19 protein-coding genes and 1 riboswitch are annotated in these 21,343 nt (G+C 46.1%); of the genes, 14 read left to right on the top strand and 5 right to left on the bottom strand.

Annotated elements, in window-relative coordinates; translation table 11 throughout:
• Positions 1 to 11: 11 nt before the first annotated feature.
• The 3 genes from AC4PM4_RS18715 to AC4PM4_RS18725 all read left to right on the top strand — a co-directional run bounded on the left by AC4PM4_RS18715 (position 12) and on the right by AC4PM4_RS18725 (position 2,844).
• Positions 12 to 707 carry an MOSC domain-containing protein gene (locus AC4PM4_RS18715; RefSeq protein WP_491614267.1) on the top strand — a complete coding sequence of 232 codons (696 nt, stop codon included), beginning with the start codon at positions 12 to 14 and terminating at the stop codon, positions 705 to 707.
• A 71-nt stretch (positions 708 to 778) separates the two neighbouring features.
• The gene (locus AC4PM4_RS18720; RefSeq protein ID WP_491614268.1) at positions 779 to 1,657 is read left to right on the top strand and encodes an ROK family protein; all 879 of its coding nucleotides are present in this window, start codon (positions 779 to 781) and stop codon (positions 1,655 to 1,657) included.
• Positions 1,658 to 1,842: 185 nt separating this feature from the next.
• Positions 1,843 to 2,844, top strand: coding sequence for an HRDC domain-containing protein (locus AC4PM4_RS18725; protein WP_491614269.1), 1,002 nt, complete (start codon positions 1,843 to 1,845; stop codon positions 2,842 to 2,844).
• A gap of 92 nt (positions 2,845 to 2,936) precedes the next feature.
• On the opposite strand, the gene corA is transcribed toward AC4PM4_RS18725, so the two are convergent.
• Positions 2,937 to 3,872, bottom strand: coding sequence for a magnesium/cobalt transporter CorA (gene corA / locus AC4PM4_RS18730; RefSeq protein ID WP_053780458.1), 936 nt, complete (start codon positions 3,870 to 3,872; stop codon positions 2,937 to 2,939).
• 453 nt (positions 3,873 to 4,325) lie between these two features.
• A riboswitch (SAM riboswitch) is annotated at positions 4,326 to 4,450 on the top strand.
• Positions 4,451 to 4,684: 234 nt separating this feature from the next.
• Here corA and metA point away from each other — a divergent pair.
• The 6 genes from metA (at position 4,685) to AC4PM4_RS18760 (ending at position 11,607) form a co-directional block, all read left to right on the top strand.
• Entirely contained in the window at positions 4,685 to 5,602 is a 918-nt protein-coding gene (gene metA, locus AC4PM4_RS18735; RefSeq protein ID WP_063564335.1) for a homoserine O-acetyltransferase MetA, read from the top strand.
• Positions 5,603 to 5,626: 24 nt separating this feature from the next.
• The gene (locus AC4PM4_RS18740; protein ID WP_053780460.1) at positions 5,627 to 6,814 is read left to right on the top strand and encodes an aminotransferase class I/II-fold pyridoxal phosphate-dependent enzyme; all 1,188 of its coding nucleotides are present in this window, start codon (positions 5,627 to 5,629) and stop codon (positions 6,812 to 6,814) included.
• The gene (locus tag AC4PM4_RS18745; protein ID WP_072734033.1) at positions 6,807 to 8,000 is read left to right on the top strand and encodes a trans-sulfuration enzyme family protein; all 1,194 of its coding nucleotides are present in this window, start codon (positions 6,807 to 6,809) and stop codon (positions 7,998 to 8,000) included. Before AC4PM4_RS18740 ends, AC4PM4_RS18745 begins: the two co-directional genes overlap by 8 nt.
• Positions 8,001 to 8,243: 243 nt before the next feature.
• Positions 8,244 to 9,380, top strand: coding sequence for a cyclic dehypoxanthinyl futalosine synthase (mqnC, locus tag AC4PM4_RS18750; protein ID WP_063564227.1), 1,137 nt, complete (start codon positions 8,244 to 8,246; stop codon positions 9,378 to 9,380).
• Between the two features lie 251 nt (positions 9,381 to 9,631).
• A complete protein-coding gene (locus AC4PM4_RS18755) occupies positions 9,632 to 10,597 on the top strand; it encodes an aldo/keto reductase (protein WP_491614270.1) in 966 nt (321 codons plus the stop codon).
• Positions 10,594 to 11,607: a zinc-binding alcohol dehydrogenase family protein gene (locus AC4PM4_RS18760; RefSeq protein WP_491614271.1), complete on the top strand. Its 1,014-nt coding sequence runs from the start codon at positions 10,594 to 10,596 to the stop codon at positions 11,605 to 11,607. Before AC4PM4_RS18755 ends, AC4PM4_RS18760 begins: the two co-directional genes overlap by 4 nt.
• Before the next feature lie 278 nt (positions 11,608 to 11,885).
• Here AC4PM4_RS18760 and AC4PM4_RS18765 read toward each other — a convergent pair whose 3' ends face one another.
• The 4 genes from AC4PM4_RS18765 to AC4PM4_RS18780 form a co-directional block, all read right to left on the bottom strand.
• On the bottom strand, positions 11,886 to 12,791 hold the full coding sequence (locus AC4PM4_RS18765) for a YitT family protein (RefSeq protein ID WP_063564229.1): 906 nt from the start codon (positions 12,789 to 12,791) through the stop codon (positions 11,886 to 11,888).
• A 114-nt stretch (positions 12,792 to 12,905) separates the two neighbouring features.
• Positions 12,906 to 14,144 (bottom strand): cation:proton antiporter, encoded by a 1,239-nt coding sequence (locus AC4PM4_RS18770; RefSeq protein ID WP_063564230.1) that lies wholly within the window; start codon positions 14,142 to 14,144, stop codon positions 12,906 to 12,908.
• A gap of 4 nt (positions 14,145 to 14,148) precedes the next feature.
• On the bottom strand, positions 14,149 to 14,643 hold the full coding sequence (locus AC4PM4_RS18775; RefSeq protein ID WP_053780467.1) for a cation:proton antiporter regulatory subunit: 495 nt from the start codon (positions 14,641 to 14,643) through the stop codon (positions 14,149 to 14,151).
• A 307-nt stretch (positions 14,644 to 14,950) separates the two neighbouring features.
• The gene (locus AC4PM4_RS18780) at positions 14,951 to 15,355 is read right to left on the bottom strand and encodes a hypothetical protein (protein ID WP_063564231.1); all 405 of its coding nucleotides are present in this window, start codon (positions 15,353 to 15,355) and stop codon (positions 14,951 to 14,953) included.
• 180 nt (positions 15,356 to 15,535) lie between these two features.
• Between AC4PM4_RS18780 and AC4PM4_RS18785 the strand changes: the two genes are divergently transcribed.
• The 5 genes from AC4PM4_RS18785 to liaF all read left to right on the top strand — a co-directional run bounded on the left by AC4PM4_RS18785 (position 15,536) and on the right by liaF (position 21,343).
• Positions 15,536 to 16,480, top strand: coding sequence for a putative sporulation protein YtxC (locus AC4PM4_RS18785; RefSeq protein ID WP_063564232.1), 945 nt, complete (start codon positions 15,536 to 15,538; stop codon positions 16,478 to 16,480).
• Between the two features lie 430 nt (positions 16,481 to 16,910).
• On the top strand, positions 16,911 to 18,848 hold the full coding sequence (gene thrS, locus AC4PM4_RS18790) for a threonine--tRNA ligase (RefSeq protein WP_063564234.1): 1,938 nt from the start codon (positions 16,911 to 16,913) through the stop codon (positions 18,846 to 18,848).
• Between the two features lie 182 nt (positions 18,849 to 19,030).
• Positions 19,031 to 19,804, top strand: coding sequence for a 3D domain-containing protein (locus tag AC4PM4_RS18795; RefSeq protein ID WP_491614272.1), 774 nt, complete (start codon positions 19,031 to 19,033; stop codon positions 19,802 to 19,804).
• 94 nt (positions 19,805 to 19,898) lie between these two features.
• Positions 19,899 to 20,105, top strand: a complete 207-nt coding sequence (locus tag AC4PM4_RS18800) for a hypothetical protein (protein ID WP_079696589.1) — start codon at positions 19,899 to 19,901, stop codon at positions 20,103 to 20,105.
• Positions 20,106 to 20,275: 170 nt separating this feature from the next.
• Entirely contained in the window at positions 20,276 to 21,343 is a 1,068-nt protein-coding gene (gene liaF, locus AC4PM4_RS18805; protein ID WP_491614274.1) for a cell wall-active antibiotics response protein LiaF, read from the top strand.

Here is a 21,343-nt window from a genome sequence, read left to right on the forward strand (position 1 = left end):
GGTAGGATCAGATGACACTCACACATAACCGGAAGCCAGATGAAAGCAAAACGGCGGTATTAGCTGTAAACGTAGGGCAAGTTCAGGCCTTGCCTGGCCAGAAGCGCGAAGTGATGAGCGGCATTGTGAAACATCCCATATCCAGCCCGGTCTTCCTGTCATTCACCGGAATGACAGGGGATGCCCAGGCGGATCTCGAGCATCATGGTGGGCCTGATAAGGCAGTTTGTGTATACGATTACAGTCGTTATCCGGCGCTTGAACAACTGTTGGATCGCAAGCTGAACTGGGGAGCTTGTGGAGAAAATCTGACAGTTGAAGGCTGTATGGAGGAAGAAGTCCGGATTGGTGATGTGTATGAATTGGGGGAAGCCACGGTACAGGTCAGCCAGCCAAGACAGCCTTGCTTCAAGCTTGGTGCACGGTATGATTACAAAGAGCTGCCTGTTTATTTTCAGGATAGCGGGCATACCGGATTTTATTTTCGGGTGTTGCAAGAGGGCGAGATAACTCCTTCTGCAATATTCAGACGAATAAGCACGAACCCTGCATCAATGACCATTCTGGAAGCCAATCGAATTATGCATCAGGGGAAGCAGGATGCCGTTGCTATGCGTGCTTTGCTGGCCATTCCAACGTTAGCCGACAGCTGGAAGCAGACCTTATTGAAGCGATTGGCCAAGCTCGAAACTGCTGAACAGGATTAATTCATGCTCTCGTTTAGAGAACAGATTCGAAGATCCATTTTAATTTTAAACTACTTGGGAGAGTGACTAACATGACGATTTTAGGCGCAATTGAAGCTGGAGGAACCAAATTTGTATGTGGTATCGGTACGGAAGAAGGAGAAGTTATTGAGCGCGTAAGCTTTCCAACGACGACACCGGAAGAGACGATGGCTCAAGTAATCGCTTTTTTTGAAGGTAAAGGTATTGAAGCTTTGGGTGTAGGTTCATTTGGTCCAATTGATCCGATTGAAGGAAGCCCGACCTATGGTTACATCACAACAACACCCAAACCGCATTGGGGTCAGTATAACCTGATTGGTAAGCTCAAGGAGCACTTTGATGTACCGATGACGTTCGACACGGATGTAAACGGTGCTGCGCTTGGGGAAGCAACCTGGGGGGCTGCACAGGGCCTGGATAGCTGTCTGTATATTACTGTCGGAACGGGTATTGGTGCAGGCGCAGTTGTAGGTGGCAAAATGGTCCATGGATTGTCTCATCCAGAGATGGGACACATCATTGTACGCAGACATCCTGAAGATACGTATGAAGGGTTCTGTCCGTATCATGGGGACTGTCTCGAAGGGCTTGCCGCAGGTCCTGCCATCAATAAACGTTGGGAGCAACCGGCTTACGAACTGCCATCCGATCACAAGGCCTGGGAGATTGAAGCACATTACCTGGCGCATGCTCTGATGAATTATGTATTGATCCTCACACCTCAGAAAATTGTAATGGGTGGCGGTGTGATGAAGCAGCAGCATCTGTTCCCAATGGTTCGCAGCAAACTGCAGGAATTGCTCGCTGGATACGTTCAGCATCCTGCACTTCAGTCCGAAATTGACCAGTATGTCGTTTCACCGGGACTTGGCGATAACGCAGGACTGTGTGGTTCGCTTGCGTTGGCCAAATTGGCTTTGAACAAGTAAATAGCTTTACAAACAAGCAGTTGACTAATTTTTCCATTGTGGTAATATTATGAGCAACAGCATAGCACGGTTAATGAGGAAGCACCTCTCTTGCATGGATTTTGCAGGAGAGGTGTTTTTTTGTGCTGCTTAATTTAGCACAATACAGACTGTGTCGAGCTGAACTATTGAAGGAGGGACATGATATGGAAGTCATTTTCATGAACAGATTATCCAGAATGTCAGATCAGAATGAAGAACATGCCCAGCTGTGGATCGGTGAAGAAGAAGGAGCGTGGCATCTGGGATGGAGCCGATATGAGGAAGGAGATCGAACGGATGACATCTGGTATGCTGGCAGTTCGTGGGACGAGCTGTTACATGTTTATCGTCATCAGTTAGCCATACAGATGGGCGAAGGATATCGTCCGTTGCTGCAGGGTATGTTTCACGAAAATGATGATTTGAAGTCGCGCAGTTATGGCGGTCAACGTCTTCATTGTTACAGTGAATTATATGGCAATGAGGGGCTGTATATGGACCTATGCATATGGCGCAGGAAGAGAGCAGCGTCTGACCGGAAGGCCCCCTATTTTATTGCAACGAACCGGTTGTTACGCATGATCAGTGCATTTGTTCCACAAACCATCGATGAATTGATGCAACTGCCTGGCGTAGGAGAGAGCAAGGCTTCCGAGTACGGAGCTGAATGGTTGGAGCTTACGAATGGACTGGAACGTTCCACATCTTTTCCGCTAGAGTGGGTGTACTCGGTTCTGAAGGAACAAGAATATGAGAGCTGGTTGTACAAACAGAGAGAGCAGAAATACAAGCAGGAGCTAGACAGATTTACCACACGGAAGCAGGTACTTGAAGGGATGAAAGAAGGATATACGTTAGAGGAGATCGTGAATCGTTCCGGATTGTCCCGTCGGGAGCTAATTGAACTGTTAGAGGCACTGGATTTGGAGGGGTATGACACAGATTGTCTACTCGATGCGGAGCTTGCTGTCATGCCCGAAGAGGAGCAAGAGGCGGTATGGAGCGCCTACGAGGAGCTGGGAGATACGTTTCTGAAGCCCGTGTTACATAAGGTGTATGGAGAAGAGAAGCCTGGCGGGAGCAATCTGGAGCAGGTCTACGAAAGACTGCGCATGATTCGCATCCGGTTTCGTCGTCACACAGAGACAGAGCAGAATGCAGGCTAGATTGGAAATAGGACGTTAGTTGTCATACAATAAACTAATTATAAAAAAAGACGAAGCGTCTCCAAAAGTGGAGCCCTTCGTCTTTTGCTATTTCAAACCCAATCTTTTTTGCGGAAAATAAAGAACATGCTTAGGCCCAGCGTAACCATTAGGCCAATGACCACAAAATAACCATATTTCCAGTCCAACTCAGGCATGTTCGTGAAGTTCATCCCATAGATGCCAGTGATAACGGTCAGCGGCATGAACACCGTGGTAATGGCGGTGAACACACGCATGATTTCATTCGCCCGGTTGGCGATACTGGATTGGTAAGCTTCTCGTAAGTTCCCCATCAAGTCGCGATAAGTCTCAAAGGTTTCGGATATTTTCACAGCATTCTCATAAATGTCACTGAAATACTTTTGCAGTTGATCATCAATAAGACGCAGATCTTTTTTATTGAGTGTGTTAATGACCTCTTTCTGAGGTCCCAGCACTTTCTTCAGCCACAGAATCTCACTGCGCAACCCGATAATCTCATTCAGATGAGACTTCTTGGTGTGCATCAGAATGTCTTCTTCTAGCTTCTCGATACGCGCTTCAATTCGGTCACCTACGGTGAAATAATTATCAACAATCAAGTCAACCAGCAGATACAGCAGCTTATCCGGCGTACTGATTTCCTGTTCCCATAGGATCGGTTTCAATGTTCGCAATTCGCTGACTTTCTGTTTGGTAACACTGATAATAAAGTGTCTGCCAAGGAACAAGTTGACGGCACGTAAAAAAATCTCTTCATCATCAAAACGAATGCTATTAATAACAATAAAATAATGGCTCTCATAAATTTCAATCTTCGGACGTTGTTCTTCGTCACTCAAACAGTCTTCTACGGCCAGATCATGCATCATGAACAGCGGTTGAAGTACCGCCAAATCGTCTACGTCCGCATCAATCCAGTAAAACCCCTCCGCTGGTGGAGTCAGCGCCTGCTGAATGTCGTCCACCGGAATAAATACACCGTTATTTACCAACCGGATTTTCATTATTCATCTACTCCTTCTGCACCCGCCAAATGGGCGGATTTCATCAATATGGGCGCAAAAAGAACAGATCAGCCGGTCGGCAGCGGAGCCTGGAAGTCAGGACTGCGTTCGCTCTATAATCAAACGGAAGTAACGTCCCGCTGCCGGCATGCTGATATCAATTCTCTATGCAGTTTGTCGGAATTCGGCTGCCAGTCAGGCCTCGGGTCGCCATCCATTGAATATGTCACCTCTCACATAAGGGTTTATAACACTTGTCTAGTATACCGCTGGTACAGGGTCCTTTCAAGCGCAAAAATGTGTCGATTTCGCGCCCTGGACCAGTGTATGACAACGGATGATGAACGGTTCCGATCCTGAGGAACAGACATTGAACTACACCTTGACGTGAGGGGATTAATGTCTTAAAGTAAAAGGTGAACCACACTAGTTTTTACAATTGAATAAAGCGAAATCTTATCAAGAGTAGGTGGAGGGACTGGCCCGATGAAACCCGGCAACCGGCGGTATACCGCACGGTGCTAATTCTTGCAGCGACCAAGTGTCCAAGTGACACTGTTGTAACTGAGAGATGAGAGAGGCGCATATCTATTTACATATGACCTTTCTCGGAATCCGAGGAAGGTCTTTGTTATATGCACCGACTTCTCAGCAGTGATTTTCGCTAAGGAACTTGAGCTTGCCGCCAGCAATGTGGTTGCAATTCAGCGCCTGCAGGCAAGCTCATGGCAGCCTATAACTGCACGGATGCGAATCGTATCGAATCCGCAGTGGCTGCATCTATTTATGCACAAGGAGGAGTTAGAAACACCATGCCAATCAAAATTCCAGACACACTGCCTGCCAAGGAAGTACTTGCAGGAGAGAACATCTTTGTCATGGACGAGACATCTGCTTACCAGCAGGACATTCGTCCACTACGTATCGCTATATTAAACCTGATGCCCACAAAGGAAACGACAGAAACACAATTGCTTCGTCTGGTGGGTAACACACCAATTCAGGTAGATATCGTTCTGGTTCATCCGAAGTCTCATACGTCCAAGAATACTTCCCAGGAATATTTGGACTTGTTCTACAAAACCTTTGATGAGATTGAACACCGCCGTTTTGACGGCATGATCATTACAGGCGCTCCTGTAGAGCAAATGGACTTTGAAGACGTGAACTATTGGAAAGAAATCCAGGAGATCTTCGAATGGACCAAAACCAATGTGACTTCGACCATGCATATATGTTGGGCTTCCCAAGCGGGTTTATACCATCATTTCGGAGTTCCCAAAGTTCCATTGGATGAAAAATGTTTTGGCGTATTCTCACATACGATCAACAGATCCAATGTGCAGCTGCTGCGCGGATTTGATGAAGTATTCAACGTCCCGCATTCCCGCCATACGGAAGTGCGACGTGAAGATATTGAAAAAAATGAAAACCTTGAAATATTGGCTGAATCAGAGGAAGCGGGTATTTTCCTGGTTGCTACCAAAGACGGCAAACAGATTTTTGCAACCGGACATGCTGAGTATGACCCGCTTTCATTGAAATGGGAATATGACCGTGATGCAGCTAAAGGCATGGACATTGCGCTGCCTAGACATTATTTCCCGAATGACGATCCTTCCCGTGTTCCCCCGGCCACTTGGAGGGCACATGCAAACTTATTATTCTCTAATTGGCTCAATTACTATGTGTATCAAGAGACACCTTACGATATTGGTCCGCAAATCTAATCGACATTACAGGAGGATGCTGCAATGGAAGACAACAAGTTGAAAATCGAAAGTCGATTGGCCCAAATTGGGTCTATCAATGAACCGGTAACGGGCGCCATTAATTTTCCGATCTATCAATCCACTGCGTTTCGCCACCCAAAGCTTGGACAAAGCACGGGATTTGATTATATTCGTACGACCAATCCAACCCGTAAAGTGTTGGAAGAAGCAGCGGCAGCGTTGGAATCCGGTGATGCAGGTTTTGCTTGTAGCTCCGGCATGGCTGCTTTGCAAACGATTTTCGCTTTATTTGGACAAGGGGATCATCTGATTGTATCGCTGGATCTGTACGGCGGAACGTATCGTTTGCTTGAACGCATCCTGTCTCGATTTGGTGTGACGGCAAGTTACGTAGATACCAATGACCTGGCAGCTCTGGAAAGTATTCGTCAGCCGAATACAAAAGCGGTATTTATTGAGACACCAACCAATCCACTAATGATGATTACGGATGTGGAAGCGGTATGCTCCTGGGCCAAGAGCCATAACTTGCTGACCATTGTGGATAATACACTACTGACTCCATTCTTCCAGCGTCCAATTGAACTCGGTGCTGATATCATCATCCATAGTGCCACGAAGTATCTGGGTGGTCATAATGATGTACTTGCCGGATTAATTATTACCAAAGGGGAAGAATTGTCGGCCGAAATGGCATTCCTGCACAATTCTATTGGAGCAGTGTTGTCTCCAAGCGACTCCTATCAGCTGATGAAAGGCATGAAGACACTCGCTCTTCGCATGGAGCGGCATGAGTATAATGCTTTGACGATTGCCAAGTACCTTTTGGAGCACCCAGCCGTTAATGAAGTGTATCATCCTGGTTTGTCGGATCATCCCGGATTTGAAATACAGAATAAACAATCCAGTGGAAATACAGGCATTTTCTCTTTCAAAGTAAAGGATGCTCGTTATGTTGAACCGTTGCTTCGTCACATCAAACTGATTGCTTTTGCGGAAAGCCTCGGGGGTGTAGAGTCATTGATGACTTATCCTGCGGTACAGACCCATGCGGATATTCCGATTGAAATTCGTGACGCGGTAGGTGTAGATGACCGTCTGTTGCGCTTCTCTGTAGGGATCGAGCACGCCGAAGATCTGATTGCCGATCTGGGCAATGCACTCACAGCTGCACAGCAGGAGATAGAAGGGGGAACGCATCATGAGTGAGCAAAACAATAATGCCAACAATCATGAACGGAATGTTCATTCCGACCTGAAGTTCGATACCAAGCTGCTGCATTTCGGTGACGAAATCGATAAAACCACCGGGGCTTCCAGTGTGCCAATTTATCAGGCCTCCACATTCCATCATTTTGATATTTTTAATCCACCTCAACATGATTATAGTCGTTCCGGTAACCCGACTCGTCAGGCATTGGAGGATTACATTACATTATTGGAGGGTGGGGCACGAGGATTTGCCTATTCCTCAGGCATGGCTGCCATCTCCAGTGTGTTCATGATGTTCTCGGCAGGCGATCACATGATTGTGACGGAAGATGTATATGGAGGAACGTATCGACTGCTTACTTCCATTCTGAGCCGGATGCAGATTGAGACTACCTTTGTGGATATGACCAATATTGAGGAAGTAAAGGCAGCACTCAAACCGAACACGAAGGCAGTCTATATGGAGACACCATCCAACCCGACACTTCGGATCACGGATATTGCTGCAGTCACCTCCTGGGCACAGGAACATGAGTTAATCTCCATTCTTGATAACACCTTCATGACGCCTTATTACCAACGTCCGATTGAGCTCGGGGTGGATATTGTCGTACATAGTGCGACCAAGTTTCTTGGCGGACACAGTGATGTGCTGGCAGGTTTAGCCGTTGCTCGTACGGATTCATTGGGTACACAGCTAAAACAATTGCAGAATGGACTTGGAACCGTGCTCGGGGCTCAGGAATCCTGGCTGCTGATGCGTGGTATGAAGACCTTGGGTGCGCGTATGGCACACAGTGAACAGAGCACAGCGAAGCTGGCTGCATGGCTTAGTGGACGCAGTGATATTACGGCTGTATTTTATCCGGGGCTGCTGGATCATCCCGGCCGTGAAGCTCATGAACGTCAGTCAAGCGGATACGGCGCTGTCGTGTCGTTTGACGTAGGTTCAGGCGATCGGGCCAAGGCTGTACTTAATCGTGTGAAATTGCCAATTGTTGCCGTGAGTTTGGGTGCGGTTGAAAGTATCTTGTCTTATCCTGCGATGATGTCTCATGCGGCTATGCCGGCTGAGGTTCGCCGTGATCGGGGTATAACTGACGGATTACTGCGCTTCTCGGTTGGTCTGGAAGACATCGATGACCTGATTGCAGATCTGGATCAGGCACTTCAGGACTCGTAGAGTCGATAGTATTGAAACTCGGGTGTTAGAGCCCGCTGAAAAAGAAATGAAATAGATAGCATATGTAAACATTTTTATTAATTTTTAAAGCACCTTCTCATAAGGTGCTTTTTTTCACATGTAACCTGTGTTACGATATGTGGAGTACAGAAATGCGATGTTGCCACCAAAACTTTCATCTATATGAGCAAGTTGGGACGGATCGTGATTATATTTTCTCTTCATGAGGGAGGCTTTTTTACGATGAGTACGGTAGACCGTATCTTAGATAAAGCCCTTCGGGGCGAACGTTTGGACTTGGAAGACACGATTCAGCTGTTTGAATCAAATGAAGTAGACAAAATCGGGGCCGCCGCCAATGTGATTGTAAAACGCATGCACCCCGAACCATACAGAACATTTGTAATTGGGCGTAACGTCAACTACACGAACGTGTGTGATGTGTACTGCCGTTTTTGTGCTTTCTACCGCAGACCTGGCTCTGACGAAGGATATGTACTTCCCGATGAAGTCATCTTCCAGAAGATTCAAGAAACCGAAGACGTAAATGGTACCGAGATTTTGATGCAAGGCGGAACGAATCCGAATCTGCCGTTTAGCTATTACACTGACCTGCTCAAAGCGATCAAGGAGCGTTTCCCTAATATTACGATGCACTCCTTCTCGCCAGCTGAAATTATGAAAATGGTTGAAGTGTCCGACGGTCTTACTTTGGAAGAGGTTGTACGTGCAATTCACGAAGCGGGACTCGATTCTCTGCCTGGTGGTGGTGCGGAAATCCTGGATGACCGTACACGCCGCAAAATCAGCCGTTTGAAAGGTTCATGGCGCGATTGGATGGATGTTATGCAGACAGCTCACCGTATCGGTATGAACACAACGGCAACGATGGTTATCGGCCTTGGTGAAACGATGGAAGAGCGCGCACTGCACCTGCTTCGTGTACGTGAAGCTCAGGATGAGTGCATTGCGAACAAGTATGATTCCGAAGGATTCCTGGCGTTCATTCCTTGGACATTCCAACCGGATAATACAAACCTGAAGCTGGAGCGTCAGACGCCAGAAGAGTACCTGAAGACGGTAGCGATCAGTCGACTGGTGTTGGACAACATCAAAAACATTCAATCCTCATGGGTAACGATGGGACCTGAAGTCGGCAAAAAATCACTCGAATTTGGCTGCAATGACTTTGGTAGCACCATGATTGAAGAGAACGTGGTATCTGCTGCAGGCGCAACGTACAAAGTCAACATTGGTTCCATTACGCAACTGATTCGGGAGTCCGGTTATATTCCGGCACAGCGTAACACAAGATATGACATCCTGCGGACGTTTGATGAGAATAATGCCATTCAACAAGATTTTGTAATGCAGAACTAATATTTATTTTATAGTACATCACGCTGATGAATTGAATGGATAAGAATCATTCAGTCAGTTTGGATATGAAGTCCGTTGATTACTCTTTAAGGGGGAATCGGCGGACTTTTTAATTTCACTTCACACCAAGCGATTATTCACAGATCATCAAACAGTACATATTACGCATTTGGCGATATTTTAGTTTGAAATTCAACTGTTACAATGAAAGGACACGTGAGTAAGCAGACATGCTGGGAAGGGGCAGGCCGATGAAAACAAGAAGACTTGGGAAGACGGAATTGGAAGTACCTGTACTGAGCTTTGGAGCATCCTCTCTAGGTTCGGTATTTCGTGATATTGACCGAGGAGAGGGTGTTCGTACGGTTCACGCCGCTGTAGATGCAGGGATGAATTATATAGATGTTTCGCCCTATTATGGATTAACGAAGGCTGAATCGGTGCTTGGAGAAGCCATCCGTAGTTTGCCACGCAGCTCGTTTACGTTGTCGACCAAGGCTGGACGTTATGGGGAGAATGCATTTGATTTTTCGCGTAAGCGGATACATGATAGTGTACAAGAGAGTCTGGATCGACTACATACCGATTATATTGACATCTTGTTCTTGCATGACATCGAGTTTGTCCCGGCCGATATTATTATTGAAGAAGCTTTCCCAACCTTACTCCGCCTAAAGGAGCAGGGAGTCATTCGCCATGCAGGAATTTGTGGATTACCGCTGCGGTTATTCGAAACGGTATTGTCACAGATTGATGCCGACGCCATCATTTCCTACTGCCATTATGCATTAAATGATACTTCACTGCTGTCCTTGCTACCCCTTTTGGAAAAGAAAGAAGTTGGCCTTGTGAATGCTTCGCCTCTTTCTATGGGCTTATTAAGCACAAGAGGAGCTCCTGCCTGGCACCCGGCAGATGATCGCGTGAAGCAGGTCTGCCTGCAAGCGGCGCGGTTCTGCGCGGAACAGGGCAGCGATATTGCGAAGCTTGCCGTGCAGTTTGCAACAGCCAATGAACGGATTCCAACGACACTGGTCAGCAGTGCAAGTGAACATAATATCCGCAACAATGCAGCCTGGATTGAGGAACCATTAGACCAGGAACTGTTATCGGAGGTGCTCCGAATCCTGGCTCCGGTTCATAATGAGAGCTGGGCCAGCGGCCGTCCTGAATATAACATGAAGTCACAAGCATCATCGAAGGGGGAACAGGAATGAGAGCAGTTATATGTGAAGAAATAAATCGTTTGGCGTTGCGAGACATACCTGAACCCGAAAGAACCGAGAATCAGGCGTTGGTAACTATCCGACGAATTGGAATCTGTGGCACAGATTTGCATGCCTACAAGGGCAATCAGCCTTTTTTCACCTATCCTCGTGTATTGGGTCATGAGCTTGCAGGGATTATTGAAGACATCGGGGAGAATGAAGCGGGCCTGAAGAAGGGAGATCAGGTAAGTATTATTCCGTATTTGCATTGTGGGCATTGTATCGCCTGTCGATCAGGGAAAACGAATTGTTGTGTGTCCATGCAGGTGATGGGTGTACATGTGGACGGCGGCATGCGAGAGAGAATCGTTGTGCCTGTCTCCCATCTGATCCAAGCCGAAGGACTTACACTGGATGAAACAGCGATGGTAGAACCGCTCAGTATTGGTGCTCATGCGGTCAGAAGAGCAGCACTAAGGCCTGGTGAACAGGTTGTTGTCATTGGAGCTGGACCGATTGGTCTGGGTGTGATGGCATTTGCCAAACAGGCGGGGGCGCGTGTTATTGCCGTTGATCGTAATCTGGACAGGCTGGAGCTTAGCCGGACTTGGGCTGGAGCGGATGATCTGGTACAGGCCAATGAACATTCTGTACAACAAGTGGCTGAAATTACGGGAGGCGACTATGCTACAGCTGTCTTCGATGCAACAGGTAACGTGAATTCGATGAATGAGGCGTTTCAATATGTTGCTCATAGTGGTCAACTTATTTTCGTGGGACTGGTGAAAGCGGATGTTACCTTTCATGACCCCGAATTTCACAAGCGGGAGATGAGTATCTTGGGCAGTCGAAACGCAACCCGTGAAGATTTTGAACAAGTCCTGTCGACCTTGCGTCAAAAGAAATTAAGCATGGATGGGTATATCACACACCGAGTGGAATTTGATGAGTTACCTACTGCAATAGATCAATGGTTATTGCCAGATTCACATGTAGTCAAAGCCATCGTTGAGCTATAATAACAAGTAAGTCTGATAACAAAAAAAAACGCTCTCTGACCTTACTGGACAATACTGTCCATCCATAGGGGAAGAGAGCGTTTTTTGTAAGTTGAATTAAAATTACACGATAACGAAGAGGACAGAAAAAACCTGAAAAAGCGAAGCGTTCGCCTTTATCCCCGGATTTTTCCCTTCAGAAAAGGGAATCGAAAAAATCTGGGGATAACAGCGATTGGAAGGTTGTTCTGTCATCGTAGTGTCAGTGTAAATATCTTTAGTTCAACATACATGAGCTATTATTTTTCCGGATTTGTCACAATACCTGCATGTGGATCAATATGACGCACAATGGATTTGAGCCAGATCATTTCGAGGAAATGAATCTCATAGTAGAGCGCTCCCGGAACGTGTTGGATCCAACCTTCAGCGACAGCTGGATGCCCTGGATCCGTTGAAGCAGCCAATGTTCCAGGTTCACGGCGCAGCCGTTTACGGATGGCTTTTTCAACTTGAGCGCTTTGTGTAGTTAAAATACATATTTTGCGCTTAGCTGTGAATCCGCGGAATGCAATATACACCATTTCATATGCAATGAGATAAGCAATTACCGAGTACATCGCTTGATCCCAACCGAAGACAACACCAGCGGCGGTTAGAATCAACAAGTTGAGCAGCATGATTATTTTTTCGATAAGCATCCGTTTCCCGCTAAATACACGTTCAGGTGGACGGGAGGACGGATCACCGATTTCCAGCGTATCCAGTGTCCCACCATACCGCACGACTAGACCGATTCCTAGACCGAGACATAATCCGCCAAACATGGCGGCAGCCAGCGGGTGCTCGACAAGCGGCGGCATGGGATGAAGCACAATGGCACCAATCGAAAAGACAACCAAACCCAGAACAGTGACCAGTACGAATTTCTTTTGCACGAGTCTATAGGACAGAAAGATAAACGGAACGTTGAACAAAAACAGGAACAAACCAATCCTCATTTCGGTCCAGTGGGCGAACAACGAAGAGATACCTGTAATGCCTCCAATAATGATCTTATTGGGATGTAGAAACAATTCAAGTCCCACGGAGGCCAGAATTCCACCCGCGATTACAAACAATAAATTCAACATGCGACGGGCAGATGATAATCTGGTCTTGGCGGTTTGTGGCACCGGATTAGCCGATATCAGAGGTGCTTTCATAGGTCATCCTCCTTAGTGCGGCTTTCGAGCCATTCTCCCTGGGTTAGTCACAGAAAGATCGGCATAAGAGCCGCGAAGTACGTTAGTGTGTCTGTTCTGTACAGACATAAGGAATTATCCTTCTTTCTGCAGAACCTTTGGTTCTTCTTTCTTTTTCCGAGGATCCTTGAACTTGAATATTTTATCCAATAAACGGAATACATGTTTGGACTCTTTGGTTAATAAAGGACCCAGAATGGCCAGAATTAGGACATAGAGCGCGGCAAACGGTTGAATCATTGGCAACAGTCCTCCGGCTTTACCCATGTTGGCCAAGATGATGGAAAATTCACCCCGTGACACAATGGTTAATCCAATATTCGCCGATGCTTTGGGCGATAGTCCTGCACTGCGTCCGGCCATCATACCTGCCAGGAAGTTACCGAACAATGTAATAACAACTGCAATCAGAGCTAACCATACGGCTTCGCCACCCAAGGACAACGGATCAATGGACAATCCAAAGCTGAAGAAGAAGATTGCTCCGAAGAAGTCACGGAACGGTAGAATCAAGTGCTCAATCCGTTTCGCGTGTTCTGTTTCAGCAAGCACCAGACCAACCAGTAATGCACCAATCGCTTCGGCAACATGAATGGTTTCAGAGAAGCCGGCTACCAGGAACAAGGCTCCGAATACAACGAGAGAGAATAGCTCATTCGATCGAATTTTAAGCAATTTGTTTAGTAGCGGTGTTGCTTTGCGTCCAAGGATAATCACGATAAGCATGAATCCGAGAGCAATAAGTGCGGACATGATGACGCCTCCGATGGAGGATGAATCACTAAGCACAAGTCCGGACAAGATCGAGATATATACAGCGAGGAATACATCTTCGAACATAATAATACCCAATATCATCTCTGTTTCAGGATTGGCCGTTCGTTTCAAATCCACGAGTACCTTGGCCACGATGGCACTGGAAGAGATGGTAGTTATACCTGCGATAATAAGTGCTTCTGCAACTGGGAAACCGGACATAAAACCGAATATTAATCCCAGCGTGAAGTTAATCCCAATATAGATAGACCCGCCGACTGCAATGGATTTACCCGATTTGATCAAACGACCAACCGAGAATTCCAGCCCTAGATAGAAGAGTAGGAAGAGAATACCAATGCGGCCCATAAACTCAATAAACGGCTGACTTTCAATGAAACGGAAGTCCAAATGCCAGATTTTCATAGCATGTGGCCCAACAGCCATCCCGATCAGAATATAAAACGGAACGACCGAAAATCTTAGTTTTGCCGATAAAAGGCCGGCTGCCGCAATGAGCACAAGGGCCAGACCTACTTCGAATATCAAATGATCCATCTATTTACCCCCTTCCAGTCAGGAGGAGGGATTTAAACAGTTTCTGCTGATTGCGTTCGCCAACGGCTACTACCGTGGACTCTGCACTAATCACGACCTCCGGACCGGGGCTGATATGTTTTTTGTGATTCTTCTCTACAACGGCAATAACCGTTGCCCCTGAGTTTTGACGTACGTCCAGTTCACCAATAGATTTACCGATACATCCGTAGGATGGCTCGATTTTGTACCATTCAATAATCAGATCGTCAAACGTTACTTCAATATTTTCAAGCTGCTTTGGTTTATAGGTCAATCCACCAACGATGGCAGCAATCTGTCTTGCTTCATAGTCATCAAGTGTAATCATGGAGATGCTTTGGTCTGGATCATCGTACTCAAAATGGTACATTTCCCGGCGACCGTCATCGTGAATAATGACAATAATTTTATCTCCACTGCTCGTTTCAATCTGAAATTTCTTGCCGATTCCCGGCAAATCTGTTTCGCGTACATCCATGGATAGTATGCCTCCTTAAATTGAGGGCTGGCCACAGAAGACAGGCTTATTTCCCGAAAATAGAATGAACAGCTGAACTTAGGAACATTAAATGATGCGGGTAAACAGAGCCAGGGACTCCTGACACACAGCCTTGTGTTGTGAATTTGAAAATGGGGATAACAAAATAGATGCTAACAAATAGGTGTTGCCAATGAGGCTGATCGATATCTAACATTTGCTAAAAGGGTTAAAAGTTATGCACAAGCACACCGTCTATCAGACAGAGGTGTCTCCATGCAAAGCAACCTAAAATACGGTGTAAAGGCTAGTTAAGAGCGTTCACGTATTTTGGTGCTATAGGGGTGGGAGATACATACATACTGGTGAATTTGATGGGTAGCAGAAATAATCTGCGTTTAAACAGACAAATCAACGGTTTAAAGGGTAGACGCGGTGTAGGAATTCGCAGCATTAGCAACAAAGCGAGCACAAGAAAGACAGGTTTGTTATGCGTGACCGCAATCAACTTCGACATGACTTGTGGGTATTTGCGAATGGCAGGTTTCTGCTGAGACTCCAATGTGTGGACAAGCACTTCCTTGTTGGAAGTCGTCTCAACGGTTACCTCGACAGCGGATTCCGACTGCATCGGAATAGGAAAGGACAACGCTTGGAATACGCACAAAATGATAATAAAAGCGTAACGGAGTATTCTTGGTTGTTGTCTCATTTTGGCTTCCCCCCTTTTCCGTGAAACATACTGTTATAAAAATAATAACACATTTTTGTCTTAACTCCAAACAGATTGATAATATACTGAGAAATCATGACACGCTTTCCATCAATCCGCTTCGTATATCCCTATCAGCCTTGCCATATACTTTGAACAGGAAGGAAAGGAGTGATTCTTATGGAACTGTTCGCCGTATGGACCGATGTATCAGGGCAGGAGGAAGCGGATCAATTTTATCGTTGTGTGAAGGAAAAAACCAAAGGTTTACATATAAGCAAAAGAGGATTTCGGCTCACCTTCAAACATAATGACGGAAGAGCGGCCTGGGTATGCAGAGGCAATGAGAATCACGCTGACTTCCAGCAGTGGCTGCCTCAGATCAGTGATTTGCTTGCCACTGGACTTGCAGATTACATCATGGATACACGTGAACGTATTATGGTGGAAGAGATGATCTCAAAGGCCTGCTCAGTCATGGATGAACATGAGGTGGAGAAGGTAAATCGGATTTGCATGCCTTTATTATTCAATGGTGACTTGGATCAGCCAGGCCTGCGCGAGCGTCGCCGTACCACTTTGGCCAATGGTTTGAAGCAAGATTTGGAAGAGGTGCATTTTTTTAATCTTGAAGGCATTCTTAATTTCCGGATTCGGCCATATAAGCAGGAACTTCATGAGCTGGTAGAATATGCGCTGGATGAATTCTGGATGGATCGTCAATATGAAGAGTTTATGGGGCTACTCAAATATTTTGTGTTCTTTCAGGAGGCGAAAGTACCTCTTGTACATTTGATACACAAAGGTTTGCATGAATTTCAAGTATTGGATGCTGCGCTTAATGTGCTGCCCGTACAAAAGGATGAACAGGTCGTTGTAGAGATGCCTGGACTTGAATTGGAAATGGATATCGAAGACATGATCGTGAGTACGCTGATCTCCATCTCGCCTGAAAAGGTCATGCTGCATACACGCACTCCAGATCTGCCTATCATCTCTACGATCCGTCAGATCTTTGAAGACAAGGTGCAATTATGCCATCATTGCCCTGAGTGTGAAGTGCTGCGCTCCGGATTGTTGACAGGTCTTGACGCAAGTGATATCGGCAATTATAATAACTGTTGATCCATGATATTTATTTGAGGTTGTTATGGAACAATAAACAAAAGCGTTGACAAAGACAAGAACCATACGCACGGTCAGTGCAGAGAGAGGGAACTAGGCTGAAATTTCCTCCGGATGCCACGTTTGGTTTACCCCTTTGTAGCTGCAGTTTTGAAAATGGATATAAATATTGCCTCTATAATACAGGTAGTCATCCATGAGTAAGGATATGCCGGGTCATGCCCGTTACCGTCATGCCAATGAGGGCTGTACTTCCAATACGGATGAAGCAGCTGAATTAGGGTGGAACCACGAGAGTATACAACACTCGTCCCTTTGCCGGGACGGGTGTTTTTTTGCGTTCCTTTGCAAAAATTGCAGGAACAGCAATAGATTATCCATCCATGATCATGTATGGACAGAGGTTGAATTTACAGGAGGAATGAGACAAATGGCAGTTAACATTAAACTACCCGATGGTTCGGTTCGTGAGTATGCCGACGGAAGCAGCATTGAAGATGTGGCCGCTTCGATCAGCAGCGGGCTTCGCAAAAATGCCGTAGCCGGCAAACTGGATGGAATCGTGGTGGACTTGTCCACAACACTTCATGAGGGAGCATTGGTGGAGATCGTAACACTGGATTCACCAGAAGGCCTGGAAGTGATGCGTCATAGTACAGCTCACTTGCTCGCTCAAGCTGTGAAGCGTTTATATGGAAACAAAGAGGTACATCTCGGCGTTGGTCCTGTCATTGAAGATGGTTTCTACTATGATATGGATCTGGAACAACCTCTCAATCCCGAAGATCTGCAAAAGATCGAGAAGGAAATGGAACGTATTGTTAATGAGAACTTGCCGATTGTACGTAAGGAAGTTAGCCGCGAGGAAGCGATCAAAATCTTCGGAGAAGTGGGCGATCCTTACAAGCTCGAATTGATTCGTGACTTACCAGAAGACAGTGTTATCACTATTTATGAGCAAGGTGAATTCTTCGACTTGTGTCGTGGACCACACGTACCATCCACCAGCAAAATCAAAGTATTCAAACTGATGAATGTTGCCGGTGCTTACTGGCGTGGAGACAGCAAAAACAAAATGCTGCAACGTATTTACGGTACAGCTTTTGTGAAAAAAGCACAGCTTGATGAGCATTTGCACTTCCTGGAAGAAGCTCGTAAACGGGATCACCGTAAACTGGGTAAGGAACTCGAAATCTTCACATTCTCCCAACTGGTTGGACAAGGTCTGCCAATCTGGTTGCCTAATGGTGCCAAGCTGCGCCGGACGTTGGAGCGTTATATCGTGGATTTGGAAGAGAGCCTCGGATATCAGCATGTGTACACACCGGTGCTGGGTAATGTTGAATTGTACAAAACATCAGGTCACTGGGAGCACTATCAGGATGACATGTTCCCGAAAATGGTTATGGACAATGAAGAACTTGTTCTTCGTCCGATGAACTGTCCTCACCACATGATGGTGTACAAGTCCAGCATGCACAGCTACCGTGATCTGCCGATCCGGATTGCCGAGCTTGGCATGATGCATCGTTACGAAATGTCGGGCGCGTTGACAGGTCTGCACCGTGTACGTGCGATGACGCTGAACGATTCTCATATATTCGCACGCCCGGATCAGATCAAGGAAGAGTTCGCTCGTGTTATTGAGCTGATTCAAACGGTTTATAAAGATTTCGGCATTCACGAATATCGTTTCCGTCTGTCCTACCGCGATCCTCAGGATACCGAGAAATACTTCCAGAATGACGAGATGTGGGAAATGTCCCAACGCATGCTCCGTGAAGTTGTGGAAGAACTCAACCTTCCATTCTATGAAGCAGAAGGCGAAGCGGCATTCTATGGTCCAAAACTGGATGTTCAGATCAAGACAGCACTGGGCAAAGAAGAGACATTGTCTACCGTTCAATTGGACTTCCTCTTACCAGAGCGGTTTGAGCTTGAATATGTGGGAGATGATGGGCAGAAACATCGTCCGGTCGTTATCCACCGCGGTGTAATCAGTACGATGGAGCGTTTCACTGCATTCTTGCTGGAGAACTTTGCAGGGGCTCTGCCACTGTGGTTGTCTCCTGTACAGGCGAAGGTTATTCCGGTATCCGGCAACTTCGACGACTACGCACGTGAAGTGGAAGCGAAGCTGAAACGTGCAGGCATCTCTGCTGAAGCGGATCTGCGTAACGAGAAGCTTGGTTATAAAATTCGTGAAGCACAGCTTGAGAAAATGCCTTACATGTTCGTCGTTGGTGAAAATGAACGTAATGCAGAGGGTGTATCTGTGCGGAAACGTGGAGAAGGCGACCTCGGCATGAAACCTGTGGACGAAATTGTAGCCCAGCTCAAAGAAGAGATTGCAACAAGACTGGTGTAATCCTGAATTGTGGGTTCTATAATAGAAAACCGTTTGAATCATATTGGAGTAAATCCAAGGGTTCAGACGGTTTTTTTTGTTGTTTTCTGGTTTTCTGACATCCGGTTTAAAAGCCTTAATAGGTGAAAAGTATAGAATTTTTTCATTTTGGAAAACCTTTGCAGTAAGGGGGAGGTTCTATAATGAAAAAGCAATTCTTAATTCAAAAGAAAAACATAAGGTTCATCATCTCTTGCTGTGTGGTGTTCACCGGAGTAGTCTTGGGCTGGAATCAGGTAGAAGCATATACCTTCGAAGAGGAAAATGAAGTCATGTATGTGGAGAATCAGCACAGCGAAACTTCAGGAGAGCTTGAAGGCGTACATTCTGAAACGGCAGTTTATGAATACAGCGATCAGGCTCAACTCACAACCTTGGTCTATATGGGGTTTTTATGGTCTCCAAAGCCTATTGTTATTCCACGGCCGGAAGTTCCGGAGAAGCAGACCGGAGTTGACCCATCCATGCCGGTGCTCGCTCCGCGTACAGAACAGGTGTTGGACACGCATAAAGTGACTGCTACCGGATACACTGCAGGTGTGGAATCAACCGGAAAAGGCCCAAAACATCCTCAATACGGAATCACGTATTCAGGTGTAAAGGTGCGCCGTGATAAAGAAACGGTCTCAACGATTGCAGCTGATCCGAAGCTGTTCCCACTGGGTTCCATTTTATATATTCCCGGTTACGGTTACGGCATCGTTGCAGACACGGGCTCGGCGATCAAGGGCAATAAAATTGATCTTTATTTCCCTACCACAAAGCAAGTGTATAAAGAATGGGGCAAAAAGGACGTCGAAGTACAGGTGATCAAACAAGGTGCTGGAAAATGCACTGAAAAAATGCTGGAAGAATTATCGGAAGCCATCGATGTGTACAAATCCGTACCCGATTCATGGCTGGACAAGGCCGTATAATGATGATGAATTTTAATACATGAATAACGCACGCGCACTCTTCACATAATACTCTCTGGGGACGAACCCCGCGTTGCAGACATGCAATGTAAATATGAAGAGAGAGGTGATCGTCGTGGCTAAGAAATCTCAAGGTTCACAAACGCCAAACGAGAAGTACAATGCAGAGTTTGGAGAAGAGAATGCAGCAAGCAAAGTGAAACAATCGCACCAAAACAAAGTGAAGGATAACTTCCAAACACCTGATGAAAAATACAATGCTGAGTTCGGTACTGAGAACACAGGCAAATCACAAAAGTAAATCAATGCACAGACACCTTGGAGAATTTCTCCAGGGTGTTTTTAATATTTTACATAAATACCCTTCCGTCTCGGTCTGGAGACTGAGATCAATTCCATCTGCCGCCGCTGTTAACCAATCCTTGTCTGATGTAAACTGGATACAGAATACAGACAAAGGAGACATGAGCGATGAAACGATCTACGCGGGACCGCTGGTGGGTTGGCATTCCTCTTATTGCGATTGGCGCAATAATATTGTTCAGGCAATTGGGCTATGACATAGATATCGGATACATGTTCAGAACATATTGGCCGTTATTTTTGATTTGGTGGGGTGTAAAAGGTATAACCGAAATTCGGCGTAATGGGAGTCATGCATTGATTGGACCGGCCATTGTACTGGCGATTGGTGGATACTTCTTGGCACGCAATCTGGGGTGGATTGATTATTCCATGGGCGAGTTCATTCGCTACCTAATTCCGGTAATGCTGATTGGTGGGGGATTGTTCGTTCTGATCGGACCCCGTCGTCGTGACCGGAAACACCATGACCAAGTACCACCGCCTCCTCCACCGGAGCCACCTTATAAGCCATTGTCCCCTGAGGACCTGGAAATGCCGTCTTCGTTTGATGAACAGTTCGAGAAAACATTTGGCAAACCGGAACAGGAACACAAGAATGATTCACATGGCTCATTCTATACAGATAAGGAAGACCCTAAAACACACGGACATCAACACCATCATAAACATCAACATCAACATCATCATCATCATCACAAGCATAAAGGTTACGGTTCAAGTAAAAAGGAATATGGAACATTTGATAACGATGACCACTATGATGATGATCCGAATTACTATGGTGGCCATGGGAATACAATTAACAAATCGGCATTTATCGGTGATATGTATATGGGACAGGAAGTGTTCTCCCTGAAACCGATGAATATTTCGGCATTTATTGGCGATACGGTGATTGATTTGACGAAGGCGCAAATACCTTACGGTGAGACGAAAATTAACATTTCCTCTTTTATTGGGGATGTGAAGGTATTTGTTCCTGAAGATATGGATCTCGGTGTGACTGTGACGACAAACTCGTTTATTGGGGACATGTCGCTGTTAAATCAAAAACGGGGTGGATTCCTAAGCAGTGCTCAGGCTGAAACGGCGCATTATCGCGAAGCAGGAAAAAAAGTACGGATTGTCGTTAGTGTGTTTATTGGAGATGTCAAAGTGAACAAGGTGGGTTAA

It is taken from the genome of Paenibacillus sp. MDV22-iso6 (assembly GCF_058408365.1).